The sequence below is a fragment of the Phyllobacterium sp. RCAM01083 genome (assembly GCF_055685835.1).
Map to the genome: position 1 here is coordinate 1622570 of NZ_JBVFZN010000005.1, position 19566 is coordinate 1642135.

At 57.2% G+C, this 19566-nt stretch carries 27 protein-coding genes and 2 tRNA genes; 11 read left to right on the plus strand and 18 right to left on the minus strand.

Going from position 1 to position 19566, the window contains the following annotated elements; all coding sequences use genetic code 11:
* Positions 1–136 precede the first annotated feature (136 nt).
* The 3 genes from ACZ25R_RS14680 (at position 137) to ACZ25R_RS14690 (ending at position 1075) form a co-directional block, all read left to right on the plus strand.
* Positions 137–328 (plus strand): hypothetical protein, encoded by a 192-nt coding sequence (locus ACZ25R_RS14680; RefSeq protein ID WP_472461368.1) that lies wholly within the window; start codon positions 137–139, stop codon positions 326–328.
* Positions 329–382: 54 nt separating this feature from the next.
* Positions 383–658 carry a hypothetical protein gene (locus ACZ25R_RS14685; protein ID WP_464659895.1) on the plus strand — a complete coding sequence of 92 codons (276 nt, stop codon included), beginning with the start codon at positions 383–385 and terminating at the stop codon, positions 656–658.
* Positions 659–946: 288 nt separating this feature from the next.
* The gene (locus ACZ25R_RS14690; RefSeq protein WP_264319180.1) at positions 947–1075 is read left to right on the plus strand and encodes a hypothetical protein; all 129 of its coding nucleotides are present in this window, start codon (positions 947–949) and stop codon (positions 1073–1075) included.
* Positions 1076–1139: 64 nt separating this feature from the next.
* Here ACZ25R_RS14690 and ACZ25R_RS14695 read toward each other — a convergent pair whose 3' ends face one another.
* Complete coding sequence (locus tag ACZ25R_RS14695) at positions 1140–1451, minus strand: DUF982 domain-containing protein (RefSeq protein WP_346305513.1); 312 nt, start codon at positions 1449–1451, stop codon at positions 1140–1142.
* 91 nt (positions 1452–1542) lie between these two features.
* Here ACZ25R_RS14695 and ACZ25R_RS14700 point away from each other — a divergent pair, with 91 nt between their 5' ends.
* Entirely contained in the window at positions 1543–1776 is a 234-nt protein-coding gene (locus tag ACZ25R_RS14700) for a hypothetical protein (RefSeq protein WP_346305514.1), read from the plus strand.
* 87 nt (positions 1777–1863) lie between these two features.
* On the opposite strand, the gene ACZ25R_RS14705 is transcribed toward ACZ25R_RS14700, so the two are convergent.
* Together ACZ25R_RS14705 and ACZ25R_RS14710 are read right to left on the minus strand one after the other, a co-directional pair.
* The gene (locus tag ACZ25R_RS14705; RefSeq protein WP_223615683.1) at positions 1864–2175 is read right to left on the minus strand and encodes a PepSY domain-containing protein; all 312 of its coding nucleotides are present in this window, start codon (positions 2173–2175) and stop codon (positions 1864–1866) included.
* A gap of 137 nt (positions 2176–2312) precedes the next feature.
* Positions 2313–2855 carry a phosphatase PAP2 family protein gene (locus ACZ25R_RS14710; protein WP_403172662.1) on the minus strand — a complete coding sequence of 181 codons (543 nt, stop codon included), beginning with the start codon at positions 2853–2855 and terminating at the stop codon, positions 2313–2315.
* A gap of 265 nt (positions 2856–3120) precedes the next feature.
* On the opposite strand from ACZ25R_RS14710, the gene ACZ25R_RS14715 reads away from it, so the two are divergent.
* Positions 3121–3465, plus strand: coding sequence for a YnfA family protein (locus tag ACZ25R_RS14715; protein WP_472461369.1), 345 nt, complete (start codon positions 3121–3123; stop codon positions 3463–3465).
* Positions 3466–3541: 76 nt separating this feature from the next.
* Here the strand turns inward: ACZ25R_RS14715 and ACZ25R_RS14720 are convergent, their stop codons facing one another.
* Positions 3542–3805 carry a hypothetical protein gene (locus ACZ25R_RS14720; RefSeq protein WP_472461370.1) on the minus strand — a complete coding sequence of 88 codons (264 nt, stop codon included), beginning with the start codon at positions 3803–3805 and terminating at the stop codon, positions 3542–3544.
* Between the two features lie 182 nt (positions 3806–3987).
* Here ACZ25R_RS14720 and ACZ25R_RS14725 point away from each other — a divergent pair, with 182 nt between their 5' ends.
* Positions 3988–4443 (plus strand): pyridoxamine 5'-phosphate oxidase family protein, encoded by a 456-nt coding sequence (locus tag ACZ25R_RS14725; RefSeq protein WP_223615679.1) that lies wholly within the window; start codon positions 3988–3990, stop codon positions 4441–4443.
* Positions 4444–4718: 275 nt separating this feature from the next.
* On the opposite strand, the gene ACZ25R_RS14730 is transcribed toward ACZ25R_RS14725, so the two are convergent.
* Complete coding sequence (locus ACZ25R_RS14730) at positions 4719–5150, minus strand: DUF2750 domain-containing protein (protein WP_464659885.1); 432 nt, start codon at positions 5148–5150, stop codon at positions 4719–4721.
* A 200-nt stretch (positions 5151–5350) separates the two neighbouring features.
* A complete protein-coding gene (locus ACZ25R_RS14735; RefSeq protein ID WP_464659883.1) occupies positions 5351–5539 on the minus strand; it encodes a hypothetical protein in 189 nt (62 codons plus the stop codon).
* Positions 5540–5965: 426 nt separating this feature from the next.
* On the opposite strand from ACZ25R_RS14735, the gene ACZ25R_RS14740 reads away from it, so the two are divergent.
* Positions 5966–6598: a LysE family translocator gene (locus ACZ25R_RS14740; protein ID WP_472461371.1), complete on the plus strand. Its 633-nt coding sequence runs from the start codon at positions 5966–5968 to the stop codon at positions 6596–6598.
* Positions 6599–6703: 105 nt separating this feature from the next.
* Here the strand turns inward: ACZ25R_RS14740 and ACZ25R_RS14745 are convergent, their stop codons facing one another.
* Positions 6704–8386, minus strand: coding sequence for an HAD-IIIC family phosphatase (locus tag ACZ25R_RS14745; RefSeq protein ID WP_472461372.1), 1683 nt, complete (start codon positions 8384–8386; stop codon positions 6704–6706).
* A 362-nt stretch (positions 8387–8748) separates the two neighbouring features.
* Positions 8749–8991 (minus strand): hypothetical protein, encoded by a 243-nt coding sequence (locus tag ACZ25R_RS14750; protein ID WP_472461373.1) that lies wholly within the window; start codon positions 8989–8991, stop codon positions 8749–8751.
* A gap of 221 nt (positions 8992–9212) precedes the next feature.
* Between ACZ25R_RS14750 and ACZ25R_RS14755 the strand changes: the two genes are divergently transcribed.
* Positions 9213–9383: a hypothetical protein gene (locus ACZ25R_RS14755; protein WP_472461374.1), complete on the plus strand. Its 171-nt coding sequence runs from the start codon at positions 9213–9215 to the stop codon at positions 9381–9383.
* Between the two features lie 107 nt (positions 9384–9490).
* Here ACZ25R_RS14755 and ACZ25R_RS14760 read toward each other — a convergent pair.
* From ACZ25R_RS14760 to ACZ25R_RS14775, 4 genes are all read right to left on the minus strand, one after another.
* A tRNA-Arg gene (locus ACZ25R_RS14760) sits at positions 9491–9567 on the minus strand.
* Between the two features lie 72 nt (positions 9568–9639).
* Positions 9640–9945: an ETC complex I subunit gene (locus tag ACZ25R_RS14765; RefSeq protein ID WP_105735719.1), complete on the minus strand. Its 306-nt coding sequence runs from the start codon at positions 9943–9945 to the stop codon at positions 9640–9642.
* A 76-nt stretch (positions 9946–10021) separates the two neighbouring features.
* A tRNA-Pro gene (locus ACZ25R_RS14770) sits at positions 10022–10098 on the minus strand.
* A 256-nt stretch (positions 10099–10354) separates the two neighbouring features.
* A complete protein-coding gene (locus ACZ25R_RS14775; RefSeq protein WP_472461375.1) occupies positions 10355–11365 on the minus strand; it encodes a hypothetical protein in 1011 nt (336 codons plus the stop codon).
* A gap of 630 nt (positions 11366–11995) precedes the next feature.
* Here ACZ25R_RS14775 and ACZ25R_RS14780 point away from each other — a divergent pair.
* On the plus strand, positions 11996–12391 hold the full coding sequence (locus ACZ25R_RS14780; RefSeq protein ID WP_223611209.1) for a hypothetical protein: 396 nt from the start codon (positions 11996–11998) through the stop codon (positions 12389–12391).
* 45 nt (positions 12392–12436) lie between these two features.
* On the opposite strand, the gene hdaA is transcribed toward ACZ25R_RS14780, so the two are convergent.
* The 3 genes from hdaA to ACZ25R_RS14795 are packed head-to-tail and all read right to left on the minus strand — an operon-like array spanning position 12437 to position 14861.
* A complete protein-coding gene (gene hdaA, locus ACZ25R_RS14785) occupies positions 12437–13123 on the minus strand; it encodes a DnaA regulatory inactivator HdaA (RefSeq protein WP_472461376.1) in 687 nt (228 codons plus the stop codon).
* Positions 13124–13156: 33 nt separating this feature from the next.
* Entirely contained in the window at positions 13157–14332 is a 1176-nt protein-coding gene (locus tag ACZ25R_RS14790) for an AI-2E family transporter (RefSeq protein WP_472461377.1), read from the minus strand.
* Complete coding sequence (locus ACZ25R_RS14795; RefSeq protein WP_472461378.1) at positions 14283–14861, minus strand: CDP-alcohol phosphatidyltransferase family protein; 579 nt, start codon at positions 14859–14861, stop codon at positions 14283–14285. The genes ACZ25R_RS14790 and ACZ25R_RS14795 overlap by 50 nt, the downstream gene beginning before the upstream one ends.
* A gap of 181 nt (positions 14862–15042) precedes the next feature.
* Here ACZ25R_RS14795 and purM point away from each other — a divergent pair, with 181 nt between their 5' ends.
* Complete coding sequence (gene purM / locus ACZ25R_RS14800) at positions 15043–16104, plus strand: phosphoribosylformylglycinamidine cyclo-ligase (RefSeq protein WP_472461379.1); 1062 nt, start codon at positions 15043–15045, stop codon at positions 16102–16104.
* On the plus strand, positions 16101–16724 hold the full coding sequence (gene purN, locus ACZ25R_RS14805) for a phosphoribosylglycinamide formyltransferase (protein ID WP_472461380.1): 624 nt from the start codon (positions 16101–16103) through the stop codon (positions 16722–16724). The genes purM and purN overlap by 4 nt, the downstream gene beginning before the upstream one ends.
* A gap of 17 nt (positions 16725–16741) precedes the next feature.
* Here the strand turns inward: purN and ACZ25R_RS14810 are convergent, their stop codons facing one another.
* From ACZ25R_RS14810 to ACZ25R_RS14820, 3 genes are all read right to left on the minus strand, one after another.
* Positions 16742–17047 (minus strand): addiction module antidote protein, encoded by a 306-nt coding sequence (locus ACZ25R_RS14810; RefSeq protein WP_472461381.1) that lies wholly within the window; start codon positions 17045–17047, stop codon positions 16742–16744.
* Positions 17044–17352: a type II toxin-antitoxin system RelE/ParE family toxin gene (locus ACZ25R_RS14815; RefSeq protein WP_472461382.1), complete on the minus strand. Its 309-nt coding sequence runs from the start codon at positions 17350–17352 to the stop codon at positions 17044–17046. The genes ACZ25R_RS14810 and ACZ25R_RS14815 overlap by 4 nt, the downstream gene beginning before the upstream one ends.
* Positions 17353–17430: 78 nt before the next feature.
* Entirely contained in the window at positions 17431–19542 is a 2112-nt protein-coding gene (locus tag ACZ25R_RS14820) for a molybdopterin oxidoreductase family protein (RefSeq protein WP_472461383.1), read from the minus strand.
* Positions 19543–19566 lie beyond the last annotated feature (24 nt).

Consider the following 19566-nt stretch of genomic DNA (forward strand, 5'->3'; position numbering starts at 1 on the left):
TCACCCCGTCGTCCAATTTGCTGACACCCACCTGCATTGCGTTGGCAGGGGATGTTTGGAAAGGGTCATCTGAGTGCTTACTTTGTACTTTTTGGAAGACTACCGTAATCCGGGCCATTCAAATCGCGAGACCGAAATGGCAACACATCGCCCCGAGAACCCAAAGCCAGTCAAAAAGGCCGGGAAAGTCAAATCCGTCAAAGCCGCGGCGGTGACGAACTGGGATGAACTTATCGCCCGGAACGTGAAGCTCGAAGACAGGCTTATCAAGAAGCTGAGATCGCGCCATATTGTTCGCAAGCTCAAGGTGCGGTTTCTGACCAAATAGGACTTCGGTATCCGACACGGCACCGGTGCAATGGAGCGATGACCGGTGCCATCGATGCCCGGCATTCGACCGGATCTGTTCACGGCGCTTCAGCTCGAAGCGCTGGCGTCAGCGGCCGGACACAACATTTCACCTTCCATAGTTACAGATGTTCTCATTGCATATTCGCGCAATAGTTGTATTCATTTCGATAAAATTTTAACCGCTCTGGAATCTTCAATGTCTGATGACAACAAACAACCCGGCGTATTCGCAGGTTCCTGGCGGCTTGCGATTATCATGCTTGTCATTCTGGCCGCCGTCTGGATCCTCGGCCGCGCCTTCGCATAACAACCCTAGGTTTAGTAAACTGTGATTCAACCGGATATTACCGCTCCGGCGGGATGCATTCCGGCTGCGCTTGCAATCGCCAATCCCTGCCCGCATCCGGTGACGGCCCATGAGAATCCCCGGTTTTGATGCACTGCAACACGCTTCTGTGGGTCGATTCCGCAACACTTCTCTGCCCAACAGGTCATTTTCGGTGCATTTTCTGAATTATTTTCATGCACACGCTTTGACATTTAACTTTCATGTTGATGGAATAGGCACCTGCAGACGAATTAGGGGAACATTCGAATGTATGAAGATGATGAGGACGAACAGCACTTGCACTATACCACGCCCGCGTGGTGCCATTTGCTTGTGTTTGGCTTTGCGCTGGCAATCGCCGTGCTGATTAGTCAGATTTGTTCTTCCATGGCCTGACGGGCTCCCGTCAGTTCAACCATCGACCCATCGGGATACTGTCCCATAAGACCCTCACCTGACCCTAGATCGTATTCGCGGGTTTTCCCGGCTGATCGGTCGATGCGCCGAGCGTGGTCCCCAATTGCGATCCGGTGCGCTCGCTGACATCGATACCCGCTTCCAGCGATGCGGCGACAAAGGCCGCGCGTGCATCCTCGGCGGACAATTTTTCATCAAGTGCATTGCGGCACGCGTCACAGGCAATCCTGTGCTTTTCACCCCGGCGCCGCGACCAGTACTGCGTCAGCATGGTCAGCGCGTCGCGCACGTTGCGCACAACGATGACGCGGCCGGTACGCGGCGACTTGATGGTCACATGCGTGAATGAAAGCATTTCCATAAGCTTCAAATGCATGAGAAGGCAAGTGGTTCCATCACGCTTGATTGACGAACTGTCCGGCTTGCCCGACACTGGGTTTTTCCGAATGAAAGGGCTGCCCATGGAATATGACAAGGAGACAATCAAAGGCTCGACCAATGGCTACGGGCTTGGGGTAAAGTTCGAACTCACCAATGGCCAGGTATGGGAGCAGACCAGCAGCGACGACGAATATCTGCACCAGTTCATGCCGGAAGTTCTGCTCGATACGGCCGGAAACATCGGAAAACTCAAGATCAACGACATGAATGACTGGGTGGAGATCAAGAGGATTCTCTGACGCCCACAGCGCGGGTGTGACGGGATGCAAAAAAACGCCCCGCCATCCCCTGGGGGGCAGCGGGGCGGATAAAGCTTCAACCCGGCGTTAATTGACCGAAATCACTTCTCCGGTTCGACGATCAATGGAGACGCTGATGTCGTCGCCCTGATAGTCCGTTCCTTCCACGATGATGCGCGACCGCGTCCGCCGGATATCGTCGACCTCGCGCACGCCTTCGGACCGGGCGATCCGCACCGCCGTCCGATCAGTGATGCTGACACTGCGATAGGGACGATCCATTTGCGGATCGACGAGGCGAACGCCGCCGGGACCTATTTCGATTGATTGCGCGAATGACGGCGCTGAAGCCAATAGCGTCAGAGCCGTTACACCCGCCATTGCCAGAACTTTGAACATGACACTCTCTCCTTAACACGACCCACCAAAACCATACACCACATATGCCTTTGCCGACGCCCCCGAAGCAGGGTTAATGATTAGTTTAGGGCTATAGTGTGGCTGAATTTGCCGCGCCATTGCGTTCCGGATAACTTTCAGAATACGCGTGTTACGAAGCGATCGATTTTCGACCCCTCCCGATAAAAAACGGCAACCGCCAGGGCCGCCAGCAAGGCCGTCACACCGCCGCCGATCACGTCGGAAACATAGTGCGTGCCGACATAGATGCGCGACCAGCAGACGAGAAAGGCCATCAGCCCCAGCAGAATGGTGCGGCGCGCCAGACCGTGAAGCGCAAAGGCCGCGACGATGGCAAGCGATGCCGTCGCATGGTCCGACGGAAACGACCAGTCGGCGCTGGGAGGAACGAGAAGATGCGTGATATCAGCATCATAGGGCCGGATGCGCTGCACAAACAACAGAATGATCTGGTTCAAGCCCAGTCCGATGAGAAAGGTCAGCCCGGCCGAGACGCAGGTATGCCGCACGTGCAGCCTGTCCGCCTTGCTCCACCATTGGCCAATGACGGCCACGATCATCAGCGGTACGCCGAAGCTGGTGACGGTCAACATTATTCCGTCGAGAACCGGAGTATGGCCAGCGGGCGAATTGAGCCATTGCGTGATCGTTTGATCCATTCTCTTCTCTGCTTCCTTGGCCTCGAGCGGACTGCGAAAGCCCCGGAATGGCATGTCCTGTCCATCCGGTCTTTCGAATCGGTTTTTCCTGCAACCTCACTGACCGTGAATCGCAACGATTTCATGGCGGAGAACTGGTTCCGTCGACTGGCACGCCGCGGATTACCGGTCAATGCCGGCTTGGCATGCATTGTTGCCGCCGCTTCAATTTCCGCTGTTGTCTGCTATGCAGGATCGATCCGCTGTCAGGAAATCCGGGAGCCCCATGCAAACCTACCTCACAACCGCACTGATCTACAGCGCTGCCGCCCTGGCCGAGATCGCCGGATGTTTCGCATTCTGGGCATGGCTGCGCATGGAGCGATCGGTCCTTTGGCTGGCGCCGGGCACATTGTGCCTTGTCGCCTTTGCCTATTTGCTGACACTCGCACCGTCGGGTGAAGCCGGACGCGCCTATGCCGCCTATGGCGGTGTCTATATCTTTGCGTCGCTGATGTGGCTTTGGCTGGCGGAAGGGCAGCGGCCGGACCGCTGGGACATGACCGGTGGCATTCTTGCGCTTGTCGCGGCGGGGATCATACTCTTTGCACCGAGAGGAAGCGCCGCCTGACGCCTGTGGCATGAATCGGGTGGCTGGCCATCAAGGGCAAGCGATACACTGAATCCACGCCCCAGGGAGTGTGAGTTCAATGTTGTCTCTCTTGAATGCTTTGCATGCAATGGCCGCCCGACGCGGCGAGGGTCTGCACCCCGAATTGGCCGCGCGGCTGGAACAGCACGCCCGCAACAGCACGGAGCGACCGGGCGCGGCTCTGCACCCCGATCACACCGGCCAGCAAGAGGGCGGTCAGGTCGTTCAGGTCGATCTCGGTGTGATGCTGTTCAGGCACGGCCGCGGTCGTATCGACAAAACCTGAGACGACAAGCGCGCAGGCCCTTGTACCGATCACCTCGTTTGCGTGACACGCAAGCATGAAGGCTGGTCAACCCACGCCTCCCCTGCATCCGCGCAAACTGGGCAGGGCTCACATTGCCCAGCCAAAGTCATTCACCTGTTTGACAACGAACAAAGCGCCCTCAATAATTATCGTGGCGGCAGTCCGCCTGTTCAAGAAGTCCAGGAGCAACCTCGATGATCATTAATGAGATGACGAAGGCGGAGATCAATGCCTTGCTGAGCCGCGCGAGCATTGGCCGCCTGGCCTGCTCCAGGGATGATCACCCCTATATCGTTCCGCTCAGGTTCGCCTATCACTCCGTCTTTCTCTATTCTTTTACAACGGTCGGCCGAAAGGTCGAATGGATGCGCAACAATCCGCACGTCTGTGTCGCGTTCGATGAGATCGACGCAACCAATCGCTGGCAAAGCGTGATCGTCAACGGGCTGTACGAAGAACTGTCGAACGATCCGTCCCATGTCGACGCACGCGCAACCGCACACCATCTTCTGAGTGCATCCGCCGAATGGTGGCAGCCCGGGTACACGAAGACGGTCATTCGCGATGCAGAGCGTCCGCTTGAACCCGTGTTTTTCCGGATATCGATCCTCGAAACAAGCGGGCACAAAGCCGTCAAAACCGCGAGCTAGCGGTCCGGCGCAATCCGGCACAGGAATTGGCACCCGCTTTTTCAACAGCACCGTCCTGCGGGACTTGACGCGGCGAATGATCGGATCGCCAAAAAGTGCTGCGGAACCTCTCACGCCCGCCGCCGTTTACCCCATTCAATTGGAGGTCATACGATGCTTACAGCAGCAGTTTTATGGTGGCTGGGCGTTCCGCTCATTGTTGTCATCCTGATTTTCTTCATCTTTCTGCGGCGCCGCTGAATGGGACGCCTGTTCGGTGCGGCGGGGGGCTGCCCTTATGGTTTCAGGTAGGAAAACCCCGTCTGGATCTCATGCCTGATATCGGCGATCACCTTGTGAACGGACTCGATGCGTCCGTCGCTTGCCTGATCGAAGCAGATCCCAACTTTAAGTCCGCGTTGCCGCAATGCCGGCAGAAAATCTTTCAGCACCGCGTCAAGTTCCATCTCAACGATTTCGGTTTTGATGTGCAAGCCGGTACCGCGGTCCAGCGGCCCCAGCCACAGCTCCGCAAAGATGGCATCCGGCCAGAGCGGGCAACACATCGATGTCCCGGCCGGGTCATTGAGAATGAGATAATTCGAACCAAGGTTGATGGTGTATACTTTGTAGGTCTCAACCGCTTTCTTGATGAAATATCTGTAACGCATGGCGTGTGAGAGTTTGAGAACTCTTGTTGCCTCTTCAATACTCTGTTTTGTCTCCATGTGCCCACCCTCGTTGCTGAGGATAGACCAGAATATTAAAGATTGAAGGACAATTATTCCAAAGCGAGAGTTTATTCCGGCCGTGTAAACCGAAATTGATGATCAAGGGTCGGAGAAGCGCTTATTCCCGCGCCTGGGGACGATCGGTTTTATGTGGATGGGAGCGGTGCAACCATGTTGCGCACCCCCACTGGGTCCATTTAATTCACCCTCTGCAATGTGATTTTATCTTGCTGCTCGGCATTCAAACGATGAACGCCCGCTTCTGCTGCAGTTCTTGTTGCCGCATAATATCGGCCGAGGCCAAATGACAGTGCCGCCAGGAACAGGACAACGCCGATATACTTCCAAGCACTGGCTTGATAGGGCTGCGGATCAATCGAATACATTCTAAACTCCAGGGTGACGGCATTGAGCGGGGAAAGCTGGCGCTGTAAAAACCCCACCATCCCGAAAGACGGTGGGGTAAAGTGTGTCTGGAACAGGATTTTGCAGCACTTCCTTCCATCGATAAGTCAATTGACCCAACTCCCTGCACCCGATGGGAGCTTGGATTTCGTTCTTCTCAGGGAACGTGTTGTGGCAGTGTCGTTTCCGGCATATTTGAATTATTGACGGGCAACAGAACAACGTTGCCAGTCATGGACATATCATCAAAACCGGCGTGACGTGAGCGTGACGGAAATCCCGGATCAGACCGGTATTATTGAGCAAAAAGCACCCACGGCCGTCTTTACAGGAACTGCGAGCCAACCCCTTGTCAATCAACGCATAAATGCTAGACAGGAATTCCGGTAAACTCGAAGGAAAACGATATGCCGGACTTCTCAACACTCATGCTTTTTGCCGCCGCGTCCGTGGTTCTCACGGCCACGCCAGGCCCCGATATGCTTCTCATCGCCTCCCGCAGCATCAGCCAGGGACGGGGCGCGGGGTTTCTGACCTATGCCGGCATAGCGCTCGGCACCTATTGCCATGCGATGGCCGCAGCGCTTGGGCTTTCCCAGCTTTTTCTTGCCGTTCCCGTGGCTTATGAAATCATTCGCTGGGCGGGCTGCGCCTATCTGCTTTATCTCGCATGGAAAACCATACATTCGGAAGGGACGGCATTCTCCCCGACATCCCGTCTCAAACGTTTTTCGATGAAACGGATTTTCGGCGAAGGCCTCTTCACCAATCTGCTCAATCCCAAGATGGCACTGTTCGTGCTGGCGCTGTTTCCGCAGTTCGTCAAACCTGAAGCCGGTTCTTTGGCCGTGCAGATGCTTATTCTCGCCACCGTGCTCAATGGCATCGGCTTTGTCGTCAATGGCACGGTGATTCTCCTGAGCAGCCATATCCGCAGCCGGGTCGGCAGCGTCCCCCGCTTCCGCAAACTGCCGCAATATTTGCTGGCAACTGTCTTCACCGGCCTTGCCTGCCGCCTTGCGCTTGGCAGCCGGACCTAGGCAAGTCTGACACGGTGTGGCAGCCGGATTTCAGCTGCAGCCCAGGCGAGGCACGCGGCAAAGCAAGCCTTGGACACGCCGTTCATCTCGAATTGCACCGGGAGCCTACGCTGACATCTCGCGGAATTTGACGTGCGGCGGGGCTGTGACGGCATTGTCCTGCAACGTCCATGTCCCGCCGTCCAATGCAAACCCGCATTTCTGGTACAGGTCGCGGCATAGGCCGTTGGCTTCGGTCGGCGTGTAGACGCCCTTCAGGGCAAGGTGGCTTGCGGCAAGCCCGGCGATAACCGCCTGCTCGACGCCAAGGCCGACCACCCGACAACTCATCACGAACTGGATGATGATGTGATCTCTGACAATGGCGATTCCCACCAGACCATAGTCGGTGTATTTGTCGCCGACTTCGAAAGTCTCGAAGACGGCACCCGAGAGAAAGGCCTGCTGACATTCACCGATGGTCCAGCGCTTGCCCGTGGTGTTGAACTGGTTGGATTTGTTAAGCAGTTCCAGCGCGCGTGGAAAACGTTCGTCCTCTATGGTGTTGATCGGGCGGATGCCGACGGAAACGTCGAGGGAAGCCAGGAACTCTTCCCGGGTCATAACGGCCTTCGCGGTTTCCCGCTGCACCTGAGCCTGGATCATCTCGGTGCGTCTGCTTGACTCCGGCGTGACGTACGGAACCTGCGTTTCCGGGGCCCAAAGCAATGTGCTGCGGATCGAATACAACTCGTCGCCAAGTACCCGCATGGCCGGAAATGCCGCTTGCACGCTTTCCCGCTCAACGGGATTATCGTCAATGAAGAGAGCATTCTTCGGCAAGAGATTGGTTTCGCTGAGAATATCCTGGATGTTTTCCGCTTTTGGCCGCCAGTTTATTTTCCGGACCGCGAAGTCATCGATATTCAGTCTGTGCTTCAGGAACTGAGGCCACAAGTCGAGGATTGTCGCTTCGTCATTCTTGCTGACGATCGCCAGGACGATACCGCGCTGCTTGAGAAATTTCAGGGCTTCGATCAGGCCGAGCGGCCATCCTTCCAGGAGAACGCGATTGTGTATGCCTTCTTCCGCGACAACCCCGCGCCAGAGCGTATCGTCCAGATCAAGGATGACCAGCTTCACGCTGTCTTGCTGGGTGAGCGTCCGATACATGGCATGTATCTCGCTCCAAAACCCGAAGATGAAATCTTCTATGTTGATCGGGTAAAGGCTGGTGAGTTTGGTTGGCTGGACAATGCGGGTTGTGTCGTGGATGGAATCCCAGTCATTGGCATAGCTGGCATGCGACCAGTTCCAGACGAGATCCTCTTGAATGAACTTTCGGCCGAATGTCTGCGCGATGGCATCGGCCTGGACCATATGTGCCCCATGTTCCCGCGCCAGTTCATGCAGTTTGCGGTTCAACTGCTCGACGAAATAGGTGGGGTTGCGCAGGTCATAGCGCGGCAGAAGCCGCCCCATATGGTTCTGCTGCGGTATGAAACATTCGGAAACGAAGGTCATGAGCTTGGTGTTTTCTGTAAACGCCAGCGCGCCCGTAAACGTTTGGATCAAACGCTGCTCGCACTCCCGCAGTTTTTCCTTGAACGGTTCCTCGCTGGTGTGCGGTATATCCGACAGCATGGTTTCCGGCACAATCGTCCGCAACGGCAAATGTATAAGCTGGAAAGCATATTCTTCGATTGGATGCGGCGGTTCTGTCAGGTCACCGGGATAGTTGTACAGGACATGATCGACTTCCGCGCCCTTGAAAATGACATGGGCGTAGTGGAACAGACCCGCTGCCATGCACGATCCGACAACGAGGATCCGCTTAACAGCAACGGGTGTTGCCTCCAACGTGTCGGGTGTTCTGAATTTATAGGCAACCTTTTGATTTCGCACAGAAGCCGTGGTTTCAAGCATTCAGAGCATCTCCAATCAATCGCAGATCAAGCTAAGCGGTGCCATCCAATCACCGCAAGACAGATCGCGAAGGCAAAGGACGAAAAACGCAGCATTGAGAATTGGAGTAAACGCGCATCCCGATGGCCTTGCCGCGCAGCCGGCTTCTCCGGGGAATAGCGTGGACGACAGGCCCCGCAGGCGGCTGCGCGGTATCAGGACGTGTTCACTTCACCGGAAAGATCATGTTTTGCGCAATTTTGTGGTCATTTTAACAACAATTGCATTGACACGGCGGCCATAGCAATCTCGATTTCGTGCAACTTGTCACCTGTTTGGATTGCAACGAAAATGATGAAAATACTCGTTATCGCCATATCCGCCCTTACCCTATCAAGCGTTGTGCTTGTCAGCACAGCGGACGCAGCGCGATTCGGATTGAGTTTTGGCGGGCCTCGCAAAAGCATCGCAAAGGAAAGCGGAAAGGCAAAGAGCAGCAACCCGGGCAAGGGAAGCTCCCGTGGTGGTGGGGGTCACGGTGGCGGTGGTCACGGTGCCGGTGGTAACAGTGGCGGTGGTAACGGTGGCGGACACAGACGATAGGTGTCAATGTCACCGGCCGACATGGCTTCGGCGCTGGGCGCCACACGCAGACAGGGACATCGTTGTCACCTTGATTTCCCGATTTGGACCATGTTGTTCTGTCTCCCAAAAACATGGGAGAAGAAACGTGGGCGACAACAACAGATCCGATGAGATTGACTCTCTGCCCGCTGCTCTCGAACTTATCAACACTGTTGACGATCCGGAGCACAAGGTGGCGTTTCTCAAGGACGTTGTCAGCACGCTGGTGGAGGAAGTAATGGAGCTTCGCAAGAAAGTTGCCGAACTCGGCGGCTAAGACCTTTCCTGCTTCGACCGGCCTCCATGAAAGCTTGTTGGTTTGCATCAGACCAACGGCCGGATTGCCTCGCTATCCGGTAAACAGAACTGGTTCTCTTTGGTAAGTGGCGATCCCGGCTGGATTCGAACCAGCGACCGTCGGCTTAGAAGGCCGGTGCTCTATCCAGCTGAGCTACGGGACCAGTTTTACACCGGCGATCACAGTATCGCCGGGAAATCCGAACAAACTGCAAACAAGGCCAAACGTCGAAGAATCAGTGTGTCCAGGGCTGCTTGCGGTCAAAGCGGAAGTTTTCCGAATAGGAGACAACGCGCCGTCTTGTTTCCTTGGGTTCCTGCACCGAATAGGCAATGCCGTTCTTCTGTGCGTAGGCGATTGCCTCTTCCTTCGTTTCGAAGGACAGGCGGATCTGGCTCTTCATGTCGCGCGATGACGTATAGCCCATCAGCGGCTCAACCTTGCGCGGCTGTTCCGGCTCGAATTCCAGCATCCAGCTTTCGGTCTTGGCCTTGCCGGACTGCATTGCTGTTTTTGCGGGGCGGTAAATACGTGCTGCCATTAGAAGAAATCCCTTTGTCTGAAATCCCGATATAGTACAGGCTTCGGTTCAGTACCAGCAGCATCATCGGTTGAAATGGTCGGAGCGGAGAGATTCGAACTCCCGACCCTCTGGTCCCAAACCAGATGCGCTACCAGGCTGCGCTACGCTCCGTATCATGTTCAACGTTGGCTTCCCTAGAGTTTTTGATTCCGGAACGCAATAGCGAAATCAAAGAAAAGCCCGCAAACGGAACAAAAGCTTTGCCACGGCGGGGTACGGCACCGAAAGCCCGGGAAAAGCGCCGGGAATGTTCTGCTGATGTTCCTCCCTGCCCCACAGCCCCATTTGCGAGAGACGAGCTGAAGCATATGATTCGGTGACAAATGGCTTGATTGCACCGTCGCTGTGGACGGGTGCCGGCCTACACTCAACGTCCGAGCTTTTTCACCAAGGTTGCTGCTTTGCGAAGGGGCCGAGTGATTGACCACGACGTACTCGATTGGATGGAACTCAAGCTGTCTTCAAGGTCGGCAACGGTTGCAGCCAACCGGGATATCGTCGCGGATTGCGCTTCCAGCGCGTTGCGCTCTTTTTCGACCAAAGCGGTTTGAAGGTTGTCCAGTTCGCCTTGCAGCGTTTGTTGTGCCGAGTGCGCCTGCGCCAAATCCTGCCTGGCCGCCACTTCGAGGCGTCTCAGTCTTCTGATCTCTCGTCGCAGCGCAATATTATCCAATTGCTCCAGTGACGGATATTCATCGGCTGATTGCGCCGGAACTGATACCGGAAACTGGGACACCATTTCCGACCTGACACGAACTTTTTCCGGCTCAACAATCCTCTCGCTCACCAGCTTCACTTGGTCGAAATTTACTGATGCTGGCAAACACCCTCGAAGGACTGAAAAGAGATATTCTGGATCTCGGGTAAAGCGAGGAAAAGCCAAAAGATAAATTGGAACCCCAGCATTCGTCAGCTTGTCCAAAAGCTGATGGAATCCCACGGCGAGGAGCCGGGCTTGATCCAAAGGGTTCAGTGAAAAAACCGTACCTCCAGGTGCGCTCCCCCATGCGTCCCAGGTTTTACTCTCGTCGGCCATCCATTCTTGGGTACGGTGGAGGTTCTGCAGTTCCAGAATGGTCCTGCTGCTTGCCGCTTCCACAAGATTACGAATCGGAATTATGACGCCATCAAGTTTAATGCTTTTGTTTTCAAGCACCTCATCTGCAAATTGGTACAGCCAAGGAGACTTCACAACATAAGGCAGGTTCTCACCGCCGTGGAGAATAAGATCTTCCAAGCCCGCATTGGCATCTTCAAACAATACTGTTTGACCATCCGCTTTGGTGATATGAGTTTCCAGACCTAGCGCATCAAGATATCTGACGAGAAGGCTTGTCCCAGCACGCCCGGTGCCAGCTACAAGGAGATGATTTTTCATTGTTCCCTATGATACCGTTACAACAAATCATGGGGACAAAGAGGCCTAGCATGAACCGATCAATCTCCCACAAAACCAATCGTTTCCGACGTAAGTAAAACTTACGTCAGGGAAAGAATTATCTTCATTCATGGATTCCCCCGAATCCCCATCCAGTAAAACTGATATATTAACTGCAATACAAACTGCAATCACAATTTATTGATGATCAAAGCACAGCCGAAATTCCCGATGTTTTGCGCCCCGTTGAAGAATTCAGTATTCATTACTCCGCGCTGCTCGTGCTGATGCTGCAATACAGCAATCAACGTTGCCCGTCCCAACCCCCAATCTCATTTCGCAACTCCCGGAGTGCACCGCCGGTTTGGACAAACTCCATCTTGATCACAACGCAGCAAACCAGACAAAGGCCGCCTCTGCGGCCAGTGGCGACAAATGGCTTGATTGTAACGTCCGACTTTGGAACACTCCCTGCTGCTCGATCACACCAGCCTTTGACCGGCCGATGTGCCACGTTGAAGATACGTCCTTGATCCGGGTTCAATCTCCCGGGACTGGTTTTGCAGGGAACGCCCGTCGCCAGCCTTGATTTCCATGCCGGCGCCTATTTCAAACCGTTGGAGTTTCATCATGTCAGCACATATCGAGATCACAGATTCGGCAGCATTCGACCTGGCCCAGAGCATCGCCGATACCCAGAAGGCGAAACTGCGGGAGCAGCAGATGCACCAGATCAGCGATGACGACATGCAGGTCGGTGAAACCTGGTTTGTCTGGGGCATCTTCAGCGCCATCACCGATGATCGCCCGCGGCAGCAGAAACTGCTGGCCGATTATCTCGCCCGGAAAATCCAGCCGCGCGGCGACATTGCCAAAATCGTCAGGGATACGCTTGCGCTCGACAGCGAGGGCAACCAGCTGTTCAACGCGATCTCCACCGCCGGCCGGCAGGCCTATCACGAAGACGGCGACCACCATCTGAGCAAGATCGCCGCCATCTTTCTCAACGCCATCAAGAACCATTGACGCTTTTCGCGTCAAAGCAGTTCAGATCATGAACGGCAGGACGCTCTAAAGATCGAAGGTCGCCTGCCCCTCGTCGAGGGCCGTAACGACGCTGGCGGCCAGCGCGCGGGTGATTTTCGATTTCTTCTCCAGTGCCGCGCGGTCGAGACGCTCGACAACCCGGCTGGCGGTGGACAGCGACCGCTCGATATGGCTGACCAGAAAGCTGATCACATTGGGATCGACGGCGATCTGCCGGTCGGCAAAGAGCTTGTACATCACCCCGGACAGGAGCATGTCGTCCGGCTCGCCGATCTCCACCGTCGTTGCCGCCTTCAGGCGTGAGGCAAGGTCAGGCAGCTGCACCGGCCAGGTGCCCGGCCAGCGGCGCGACGTCATCAACAGGCTGGAGCCGCTCTGGCGCACGCTGTTGATCAGATGGAAAAGTCCGGCTTCATCGATCGGACCATCGCCGATGGCATCGATCAGGAACGGACCGGTCCTGCCCGTGGCATCGCCGATATGCGCGGCATCGATGACGGTTGCCTCCGATTCGGCCTTCCAGACCGCCGCCAGATGCGTCTTGCCCGACCCGGTCGGCCCGGCCAGAATGACGACGGGAGAAATCCAGCCCGGCCAGCGGTCGACAATGTCCACCGCCGCCATGTTGGAGGCGGTGACAATCAGGTCGTCGCGCGAATATCCCGGCTCATGGCCAAGATCGAGCGGCAGTTGTCGCGGTGCATCGGTCATGTCAGGTGAAATACAGTCAATGCCGCCCGGATGTCACCGGATTTCTTTGGACCGCCCGCTTTTGCTGTAATCGCCTGTGTAGAGCGGGGATTGCCGGTAACGGCCGATGACAAAGCGCACGAGAACACCCATGGCCGCAGCCGTCGGCACGGCGATCAGCATGCCGGTGAAGCCCATGAGCGAACCGAAGGCGAACAGCGCGAACATCAGCCAGACCGGATGCAGCCCGACGGAGGATCCCACCAGTTTCGGCTGGAGAATATTGCCCTCGAAGAACTGGCCGATGAAGAACACCACGGCCACGGCACCCACATAGAAATAGTCCGGCCAGAACTGCACCAGCGCCACGCCGATCGCCAGCACCAGCCCGACCAGCGAACCGACATAGGGGATGAAACTGATGAGGCCGGCAAACAGCCCGATCAGCAGCCCGAAATTCAGCCCGACGATGGTCAGCCCCACCGCATAGATCATGCCGAGCAGCAGGCACACCGTGCCCTGCCCGCGCACGAAGCCGGCGATGGCCTTGTTCATGTCGCGGGCGATTTCGCGCACCGTCTGCACATGGTCGCGCGGCGTCAGGTTGTCGATGCTCTGCACCATGCGGTCCCAGTCGAGCAGCATGTAGAAGGCCACGACGGGCGTGACGACGAACAGCGCCGCGACATCGATGAGCGTCTTGCCCGAGCTCCAGATCGACTGCAGCAGGGTGGACAGGAAACCGGCACCCTGCTGCAGCAGGGAATCGAGGCTGTTGCGGATGACGGACGCATCGACGCCGATGAAATCCTTCAGCCACTGGGAATCGCGGTTGGCGATCAGTTCCTGCAGCCTGGCGACATAGCTCGGCAGGCGGGCGATGAAATCGGTCATCTGCGATGCCAGGATCGGCACGAGGATCATCAGCAGCAGCGCAAAGGTCACCAGGAACAGGATCAGGATGACGATGGTTGCCAGAAGGCGCGACATGCCCAGGCGTTCCAGCCGGTCGGCGACGGGATCGAGGAAGTAGGCAAGCACGAGCCCGGCCACGAAGGGCAGCAGGATGGACGAGAAAATGTAGAGGAACAGCGCCAGGAACACCACGGCGCCGGTCCAGAAAAACGCCTGACGCCGCACGGCGGTTGCCAGCGTGTTCACCTGCACATCCACGTGGATGTCACGTTCGGCCGGTGGTGCCGTCTTTGTCTTGCTTACGGTTTTGCTCATAGCCAGCCATGTGTTGTGTCCATGCCACGAGATAGGCAGTGGAGGACGCTGCGGTCAAGAGTGCAACCATCCATACCAGAATCGTCCGCCCCGCGCCGAACGAAAATTGGAAGGTCATATCAGCCAGCGTAAACGCCACCAGCACGATCTGCAGCGCCGTGTTCGCCTTGGACACGAACAGCGGGCGCATTTCCACCGGATTGGCCATCACCGTCGACAGCAGCACTGCACTGATAATGAGGATGTCACGCGAAACAACGATGACAACCAGCCAGACCGGCAGCTCGTTGAGGAACCCGAGAACGACGAACAGGGTGACCAGCAGCAGCTTGTCGGCCATGGGATCGAGATAGGCGCCCAGTTCCGAACGCTGGTCGTAGCGCCGGGCGATATAGCCATCGACACCATCGGAAACGCCGGCGATGACGAAACCGACAAGCGCCGCACCGACGGAACCGGACAGCAGCGCCATGACGATGAACGGCACGAGGATGAAGCGGAAGATGGTGATGTAATTGGGAATTGTCACTCGGCTGGCTTCCTCGCATTTTCTATTGTTACGCTCTAGATGGACGCAGCAGCGGTATTGCTCAACCCCTTTCCGGCGGCCAAACTGTCGATATCTGGTGTTTTCACCCGGCTTGGGGCACTCAGAGCTTGCAGCGACGGCGGAGTCGTGCCATTTCGCCAGCAACAATCCGGAGCTGACAATGACGATCAAAAATGGCCTCACCTATGCGCAGGCAGGCGTCGATATCGATGCCGGCAATCTGCTTGTCGAAAAGATCAAGCCGATCGTGCGCTCGACGCGCCGTCCCGGTGCCGATGGCGAGATCGGCGGTTTTGGCGGCCTGTTCGACCTGAAAGCTGCCGGTTTTACCGATCCGGTCCTCGTTGCCGCCAATGACGGCGTCGGCACCAAGCTGAAGATCGCCATCGATGCGGGCGTGCATGACACGGTCGGCATCGATCTCGTCGCCATGTGCGTCAACGATCTGGTGGTTCAGGGTGCCGAACCGCTGTTCTTCCTCGACTATTTTGCCACCGGCAAGCTTGACCCGGATCAGGGCGCGGCCATTGTCAGCGGCATCGCCGAGGGCTGCCTGCAGGCCGGATGCGCGCTGATCGGCGGTGAAACCGCTGAAATGCCGGGCATGTACCGCGATGGCGATTACGATCTTGCCGGCTTTGCCGTTGGCGCCGCGGAACGCAACCAGCTGCTTCCCTCGGGCGATGTGGCCGAAGGCGATGTCATTCTCGGCCTTGCTTCATCGGGCGTTCATTCCAACGGCTTTTCGCTGGTCCGCCGTATTGTCGAGCTCTCCGGCCTTGGTTGGGATGCCGATGCACCCTTCAAGCCGGGCACATCGCTCGGACAGGCACTGCTGACGCCGACCCGCATCTATGTGAAGCCGCTTCTGGCAGCGATCCGCGAAACCAATGCCATCAAGGCCCTCGCCCACATCACCGGCGGCGGCTTCCCCGACAATATTCCCCGCGTTCTGCCAAAGGACTTGACCGCCAGCATCGATCTTTCTGCCATTTCGGTGCCGACGGTCTTCTCCTGGCTGGCCAAGGTCGGCGGCGTCGCGCGCGATGAAATGCTGCGTACGTTCAATTGCGGTATCGGCATGATCGCCGTTGTCGCCCCCGAAAATGCCGATGCTGTGCTCGCTGCGCTGAAGGCGCAGGGCGAGGATGCCGTGCGTCTTGGCACCATGGTTGCCCGCGCCGACAGCGGTGTTGTCTATCAGGGCAACCTGGCGCTGTGAGCAGCGCAGCCTACAAGAAGCGCGTCGCGGTCCTGATTTCGGGCCGCGGCTCCAATATGACCGCTCTGATTGAAGCGGCGAAGGCGGCTGACTATCCCGCCGAGATCGTCGCCGTGATTGCCAACAGGATTGATGCCGGCGGACTGGAAACGGCAAAGGCGCATGGCATTGCGGCCCATGCCATTGCGCACCGCGGCTATCCGACAAAGCAGGCGCATGAGGCCGCCGTCTCCGATGCGCTGCATGCAGCGGGAGCGGAAATCGTCTGTCTCGCCGGTTACATGCGGCTGATATCGGCGGAGTTCGTTCAGGCGTGGGAAGGCCGGATGATCAATATCCACCCGTCGCTCTTGCCGCTGTTCAAGGGGCTGCACACGCATGAACAGGCGCTCGAAGCCGGTGTCCGCGTGCATGGCTGCACCGTGCACTTCGTCACGGCGGGCATGGATGAGGGACCCATCATCGCCCAGACCGCCGTGCCGGTGCTCAATGGCGATACGGCAGACAGTCTTGCATTGCGGGTGCTGTCCGTGGAACACGACACCTATGCCCGCGCCCTGGCGCAGGTGGCGTCCGGCAAGGCCGTCATGCAGGACGGACGCACGGTTTTCAGCGATTGATCGCGTGACGCCGCTGCTTACGCAGCATCTTTCTTGTTCTTTGTCGCAGGCACAATTTTCAGTTGCAGTCCAAGCGCGTCGGCGACTTTCGTGATGGTTGCCAGTTCCGGATTACCCTCACCGCTCAAGGCTTTGTATATTGTCTGACGCGGGAGACCGGTTTTTTGGGAAAGATCGGTGATCCCGCGCGCGCGGGCGATGGTACCCAAGGCGCGCGCTATTTCCGCAGGCGTTCCATCTTCACACGTCGCCGCCAGATATTCTTTGATCATCTCTTCGGAATCCAGATGATGCGCGGTATCATAGGGACTTAACTTTATCATGATCTGGCTTTCCTCAAGGTAATGGCCATTGTCTGTGCTCTCTTGATATCGCGGTCCTGCGTACTCTTGTCACCGCCACACAACAGGATAATCAAGACGCTCTTTCGCTCAATGTAATAGACGCGGTACCCCGGACCATAATCAATACGAAGTTCACTGACGCCCTCGCCGACAGCTTTGACATCACCGGGATTGCCTTCAACCAATCGATCAAGCCGTTTGGCAATTCTCGCTCTGGCTCGCTGATCTCGCAGACCATCAAACCAGTCTAAAAACGTGTCGGTCTTTTCAATCAACCGCTTCATAAATGTAAACCATAGTTGTCAAAATGTACAGATATTCAAAATTGCAGATTCAAAAAAAAGTCAAAAATATCAATAGAATCAATTCATTGCCGGGCGAACCCAAACCTTGCTGTCGTGGAAGGCTGCGCCGCCATAGGGCGCCGACGCATCCGAGCCCGTCAGGACATTGATGCCCTCGCCGCGCTCGAATGCCGAATTGCGGAACAGGCCTTCCGAGATCACCACGCCGCGCTTGAGACCGGCGTTCAGGCGGGCATGCACCACCACCTCGCCGCGCTCATTGCCGATTTCGACACGCATGCCCTCCTCGATGCCGAGCGCCGATGCATCGTCGGGATGGATCAGCAGTTCCGGGCGGCCCTCTTTCAGCATCGAGGTCGGTGTTTCGGCAAAGGTCGAGTTGAGGAAATTATGCGCGGGTGATGTGCCCAGCCGGAACGGATGTTTTGCATCCGCGACTTCAATGGCTTCCCAATAATCCGGCCATTGCGGCAGAGTCGCGAACGGTCCCTGCGTACCCATGGACTGCGGTGGGCGGTTCGGCGACGGACTGCCGGTCCAATCCGGCTTGAAGCGGTATTTGCCGTCGGGCCAGTTGAAACCCTTCGCGTAATGCGCGGTTTCGTAATCCGGCTGCACATCGAGCCAGCGGATCTCCTTCAGCACGTCATAGCCCGGCAGATTGCTCGCCGCCATCATATGGTCGATCAGCGTCCGGGCATCGAGATCGAAGCCCGGCAGGTCGCCGACGCCGAGGCGTTTTGCCAGTTCGTTGATGACGTAGAGATTGGGCCGCGTTTCGCCCGGACCATCGATCAGCTTGGGGCCGAGCACGATGTGCTGCTGGCCGCCGCCGCGATAGATATCGTCATGCTCCATGAACATGGTGGCCGGCAGCACCACATCGGCCAGCTTTGCCGTGTCGGTCATGAACTGTTCGTGCACGACCATGAACAGGTCCTCGCGCAGCATGCCCTGCTTGATCAGGCGCTGCTGCGGCGCGACATTGGCCGGATTGGTGTTCTGGATCAGCATCGCCATGACGGGCGGCCCGCCATAAAGCGTCTCCTTGTCACCGTTCAGCGCCAGACCGATTTTGGACTGGTCGATATGGCGAACGGAGGAATCCTTGAAGGCCTGTCCTTCGATTTCCCGCTTGTCCATGCGGAAAATGCCGGAGTTGGAGTGAAATGCCCCGCCGCCCTCATGCTTCCAGGCGCCGGTGACGGCCGCGATGGACAGGGCCGCATGCATGTTGACCGCGCCGTTGCGCTGGCGGGTGAAACCGTAGCCAAGCCGGAAGAACGTCTTCTTTGTCGTGCCGACCAGCCGGGCGAATTCTTCGATCTCCGCGACCGTCAGGCCGGTCAGCGCAGCCGCCCACTCAGGCGTGCGGTCGGCAAGATGCGCTTCCAGCCCTTTCGGATCGTCCGTATAGGCATTGAGATAGTCCCAGTCGGCAAGACCGTCGCGGAACAGCACATGCATGACGGCGCAAGCCAGCGCCCCGTCGGTGCCCGGCTTCAGCACAAGGCCGAGATCCGCCTGCCGCACGGTGGCGTTTTCATAGATGTCGATGGCAACGATCTTCGCGCCGCGCTCCTTGCGGGCACGCACCGCATGGGTCATCACATTGACCTGCGTGGCCGCCGCATTGGTGCCCCAGATCACCACGCAATCGGACTTGGCCATTTCGCGCGGATCGACGCCGCCAAGCTTGCCGGTCCCGGCGAAAAACCCGGTCCAGGCCATGTTGGTGCAAAAACTGTCGAACTGGTTGGAATATTTCTTGGCGTGGCGCAGGCGGTGCATGGAATCGCGCTGCACCAGCCCCATCGTACCGGCATAGATGTAAGGCCAGATGCTCTGCGAGCCGTATTCCGCTTCGGCCTTGAGGAAGCGTTCAGCGACAAGATCAAGCGCCGCATCCCAGCTTGCCTCTTTCCACACGCCCTCACCCTTCGAGCCGCCACGAACAAGCGGCTTGAGCAGCCGGTCGGGATGGTGGATGCGCTCGGCATAGCGGGCAACCTTGGCGCAGATGACACCGGCCGTATAAGTGTTGTCCTTGGCGCCGCGCACGCGTCCGATCTGGCCGGAATCGAGCACCTCGACATCCAGCGCGCAGGTCGAAGGGCAATCGTGAGGACAGGCCGAATGGCCCGTGCGGAGAATGACAGCTTTGTTCATGGCCTATCCATAGCGCAGTTTTCG

Excerpts from the sequence above, each read along its gene's own strand:
- ACZ25R_RS14710 (WP_403172662.1), bottom strand. The coding sequence starts at position 2,855 with ATGGATCAAACGATCACGCAATGGCTCAATTCGCCCGCTGGCCATACT.
- ACZ25R_RS14715 (WP_472461369.1), top strand. The coding sequence starts at position 3,121 with ATGCAAACCTACCTCACAACCGCACTGATCTACAGCGCTGCCGCCCTG.
- purM (WP_472461379.1), top strand. The coding sequence starts at position 15,043 with ATGACGATCAAAAATGGCCTCACCTATGCGCAGGCAGGCGTCGATATC.
- hdaA (WP_472461376.1), bottom strand. The coding sequence starts at position 13,123 with ATGACCGATGCACCGCGACAACTGCCGCTCGATCTTGGCCATGAGCCG.
- ACZ25R_RS14695 (WP_346305513.1), bottom strand. The coding sequence starts at position 1,451 with ATGCTTTCATTCACGCATGTGACCATCAAGTCGCCGCGTACCGGCCGC.
- ACZ25R_RS14745 (WP_472461372.1), bottom strand. The coding sequence starts at position 8,386 with ATGGCAGCGGGTCTGTTCCACTACGCCCATGTCATTTTCAAGGGCGCG.
- ACZ25R_RS14820 (WP_472461383.1), bottom strand. The coding sequence starts at position 19,542 with ATGAACAAAGCTGTCATTCTCCGCACGGGCCATTCGGCCTGTCCTCAC.
- ACZ25R_RS14735 (WP_464659883.1), bottom strand. The coding sequence starts at position 5,539 with ATGTATTCGATTGATCCGCAGCCCTATCAAGCCAGTGCTTGGAAGTAT.
- ACZ25R_RS14700 (WP_346305514.1), top strand. The coding sequence starts at position 1,543 with ATGAAAGGGCTGCCCATGGAATATGACAAGGAGACAATCAAAGGCTCG.
- ACZ25R_RS14705 (WP_223615683.1), bottom strand. The coding sequence starts at position 2,175 with ATGTTCAAAGTTCTGGCAATGGCGGGTGTAACGGCTCTGACGCTATTG.
- ACZ25R_RS14730 (WP_464659885.1), bottom strand. The coding sequence starts at position 5,150 with ATGGAGACAAAACAGAGTATTGAAGAGGCAACAAGAGTTCTCAAACTC.
- ACZ25R_RS14680 (WP_472461368.1), top strand. The coding sequence starts at position 137 with ATGGCAACACATCGCCCCGAGAACCCAAAGCCAGTCAAAAAGGCCGGG.
- ACZ25R_RS14815 (WP_472461382.1), bottom strand. The coding sequence starts at position 17,352 with ATGAAGCGGTTGATTGAAAAGACCGACACGTTTTTAGACTGGTTTGAT.
- ACZ25R_RS14810 (WP_472461381.1), bottom strand. The coding sequence starts at position 17,047 with ATGATAAAGTTAAGTCCCTATGATACCGCGCATCATCTGGATTCCGAA.
- ACZ25R_RS14790 (WP_472461377.1), bottom strand. The coding sequence starts at position 14,332 with ATGAGCAAAACCGTAAGCAAGACAAAGACGGCACCACCGGCCGAACGT.
- ACZ25R_RS14725 (WP_223615679.1), top strand. The coding sequence starts at position 3,988 with ATGATCATTAATGAGATGACGAAGGCGGAGATCAATGCCTTGCTGAGC.
- ACZ25R_RS14775 (WP_472461375.1), bottom strand. The coding sequence starts at position 11,365 with ATGAAAAATCATCTCCTTGTAGCTGGCACCGGGCGTGCTGGGACAAGC.
- ACZ25R_RS14740 (WP_472461371.1), top strand. The coding sequence starts at position 5,966 with ATGCCGGACTTCTCAACACTCATGCTTTTTGCCGCCGCGTCCGTGGTT.
- ACZ25R_RS14685 (WP_464659895.1), top strand. The coding sequence starts at position 383 with ATGCCCGGCATTCGACCGGATCTGTTCACGGCGCTTCAGCTCGAAGCG.
- ACZ25R_RS14765 (WP_105735719.1), bottom strand. The coding sequence starts at position 9,945 with ATGGCAGCACGTATTTACCGCCCCGCAAAAACAGCAATGCAGTCCGGC.
- ACZ25R_RS14690 (WP_264319180.1), top strand. The coding sequence starts at position 947 with ATGTATGAAGATGATGAGGACGAACAGCACTTGCACTATACCACGCCC.
- ACZ25R_RS14780 (WP_223611209.1), top strand. The coding sequence starts at position 11,996 with ATGTCAGCACATATCGAGATCACAGATTCGGCAGCATTCGACCTGGCC.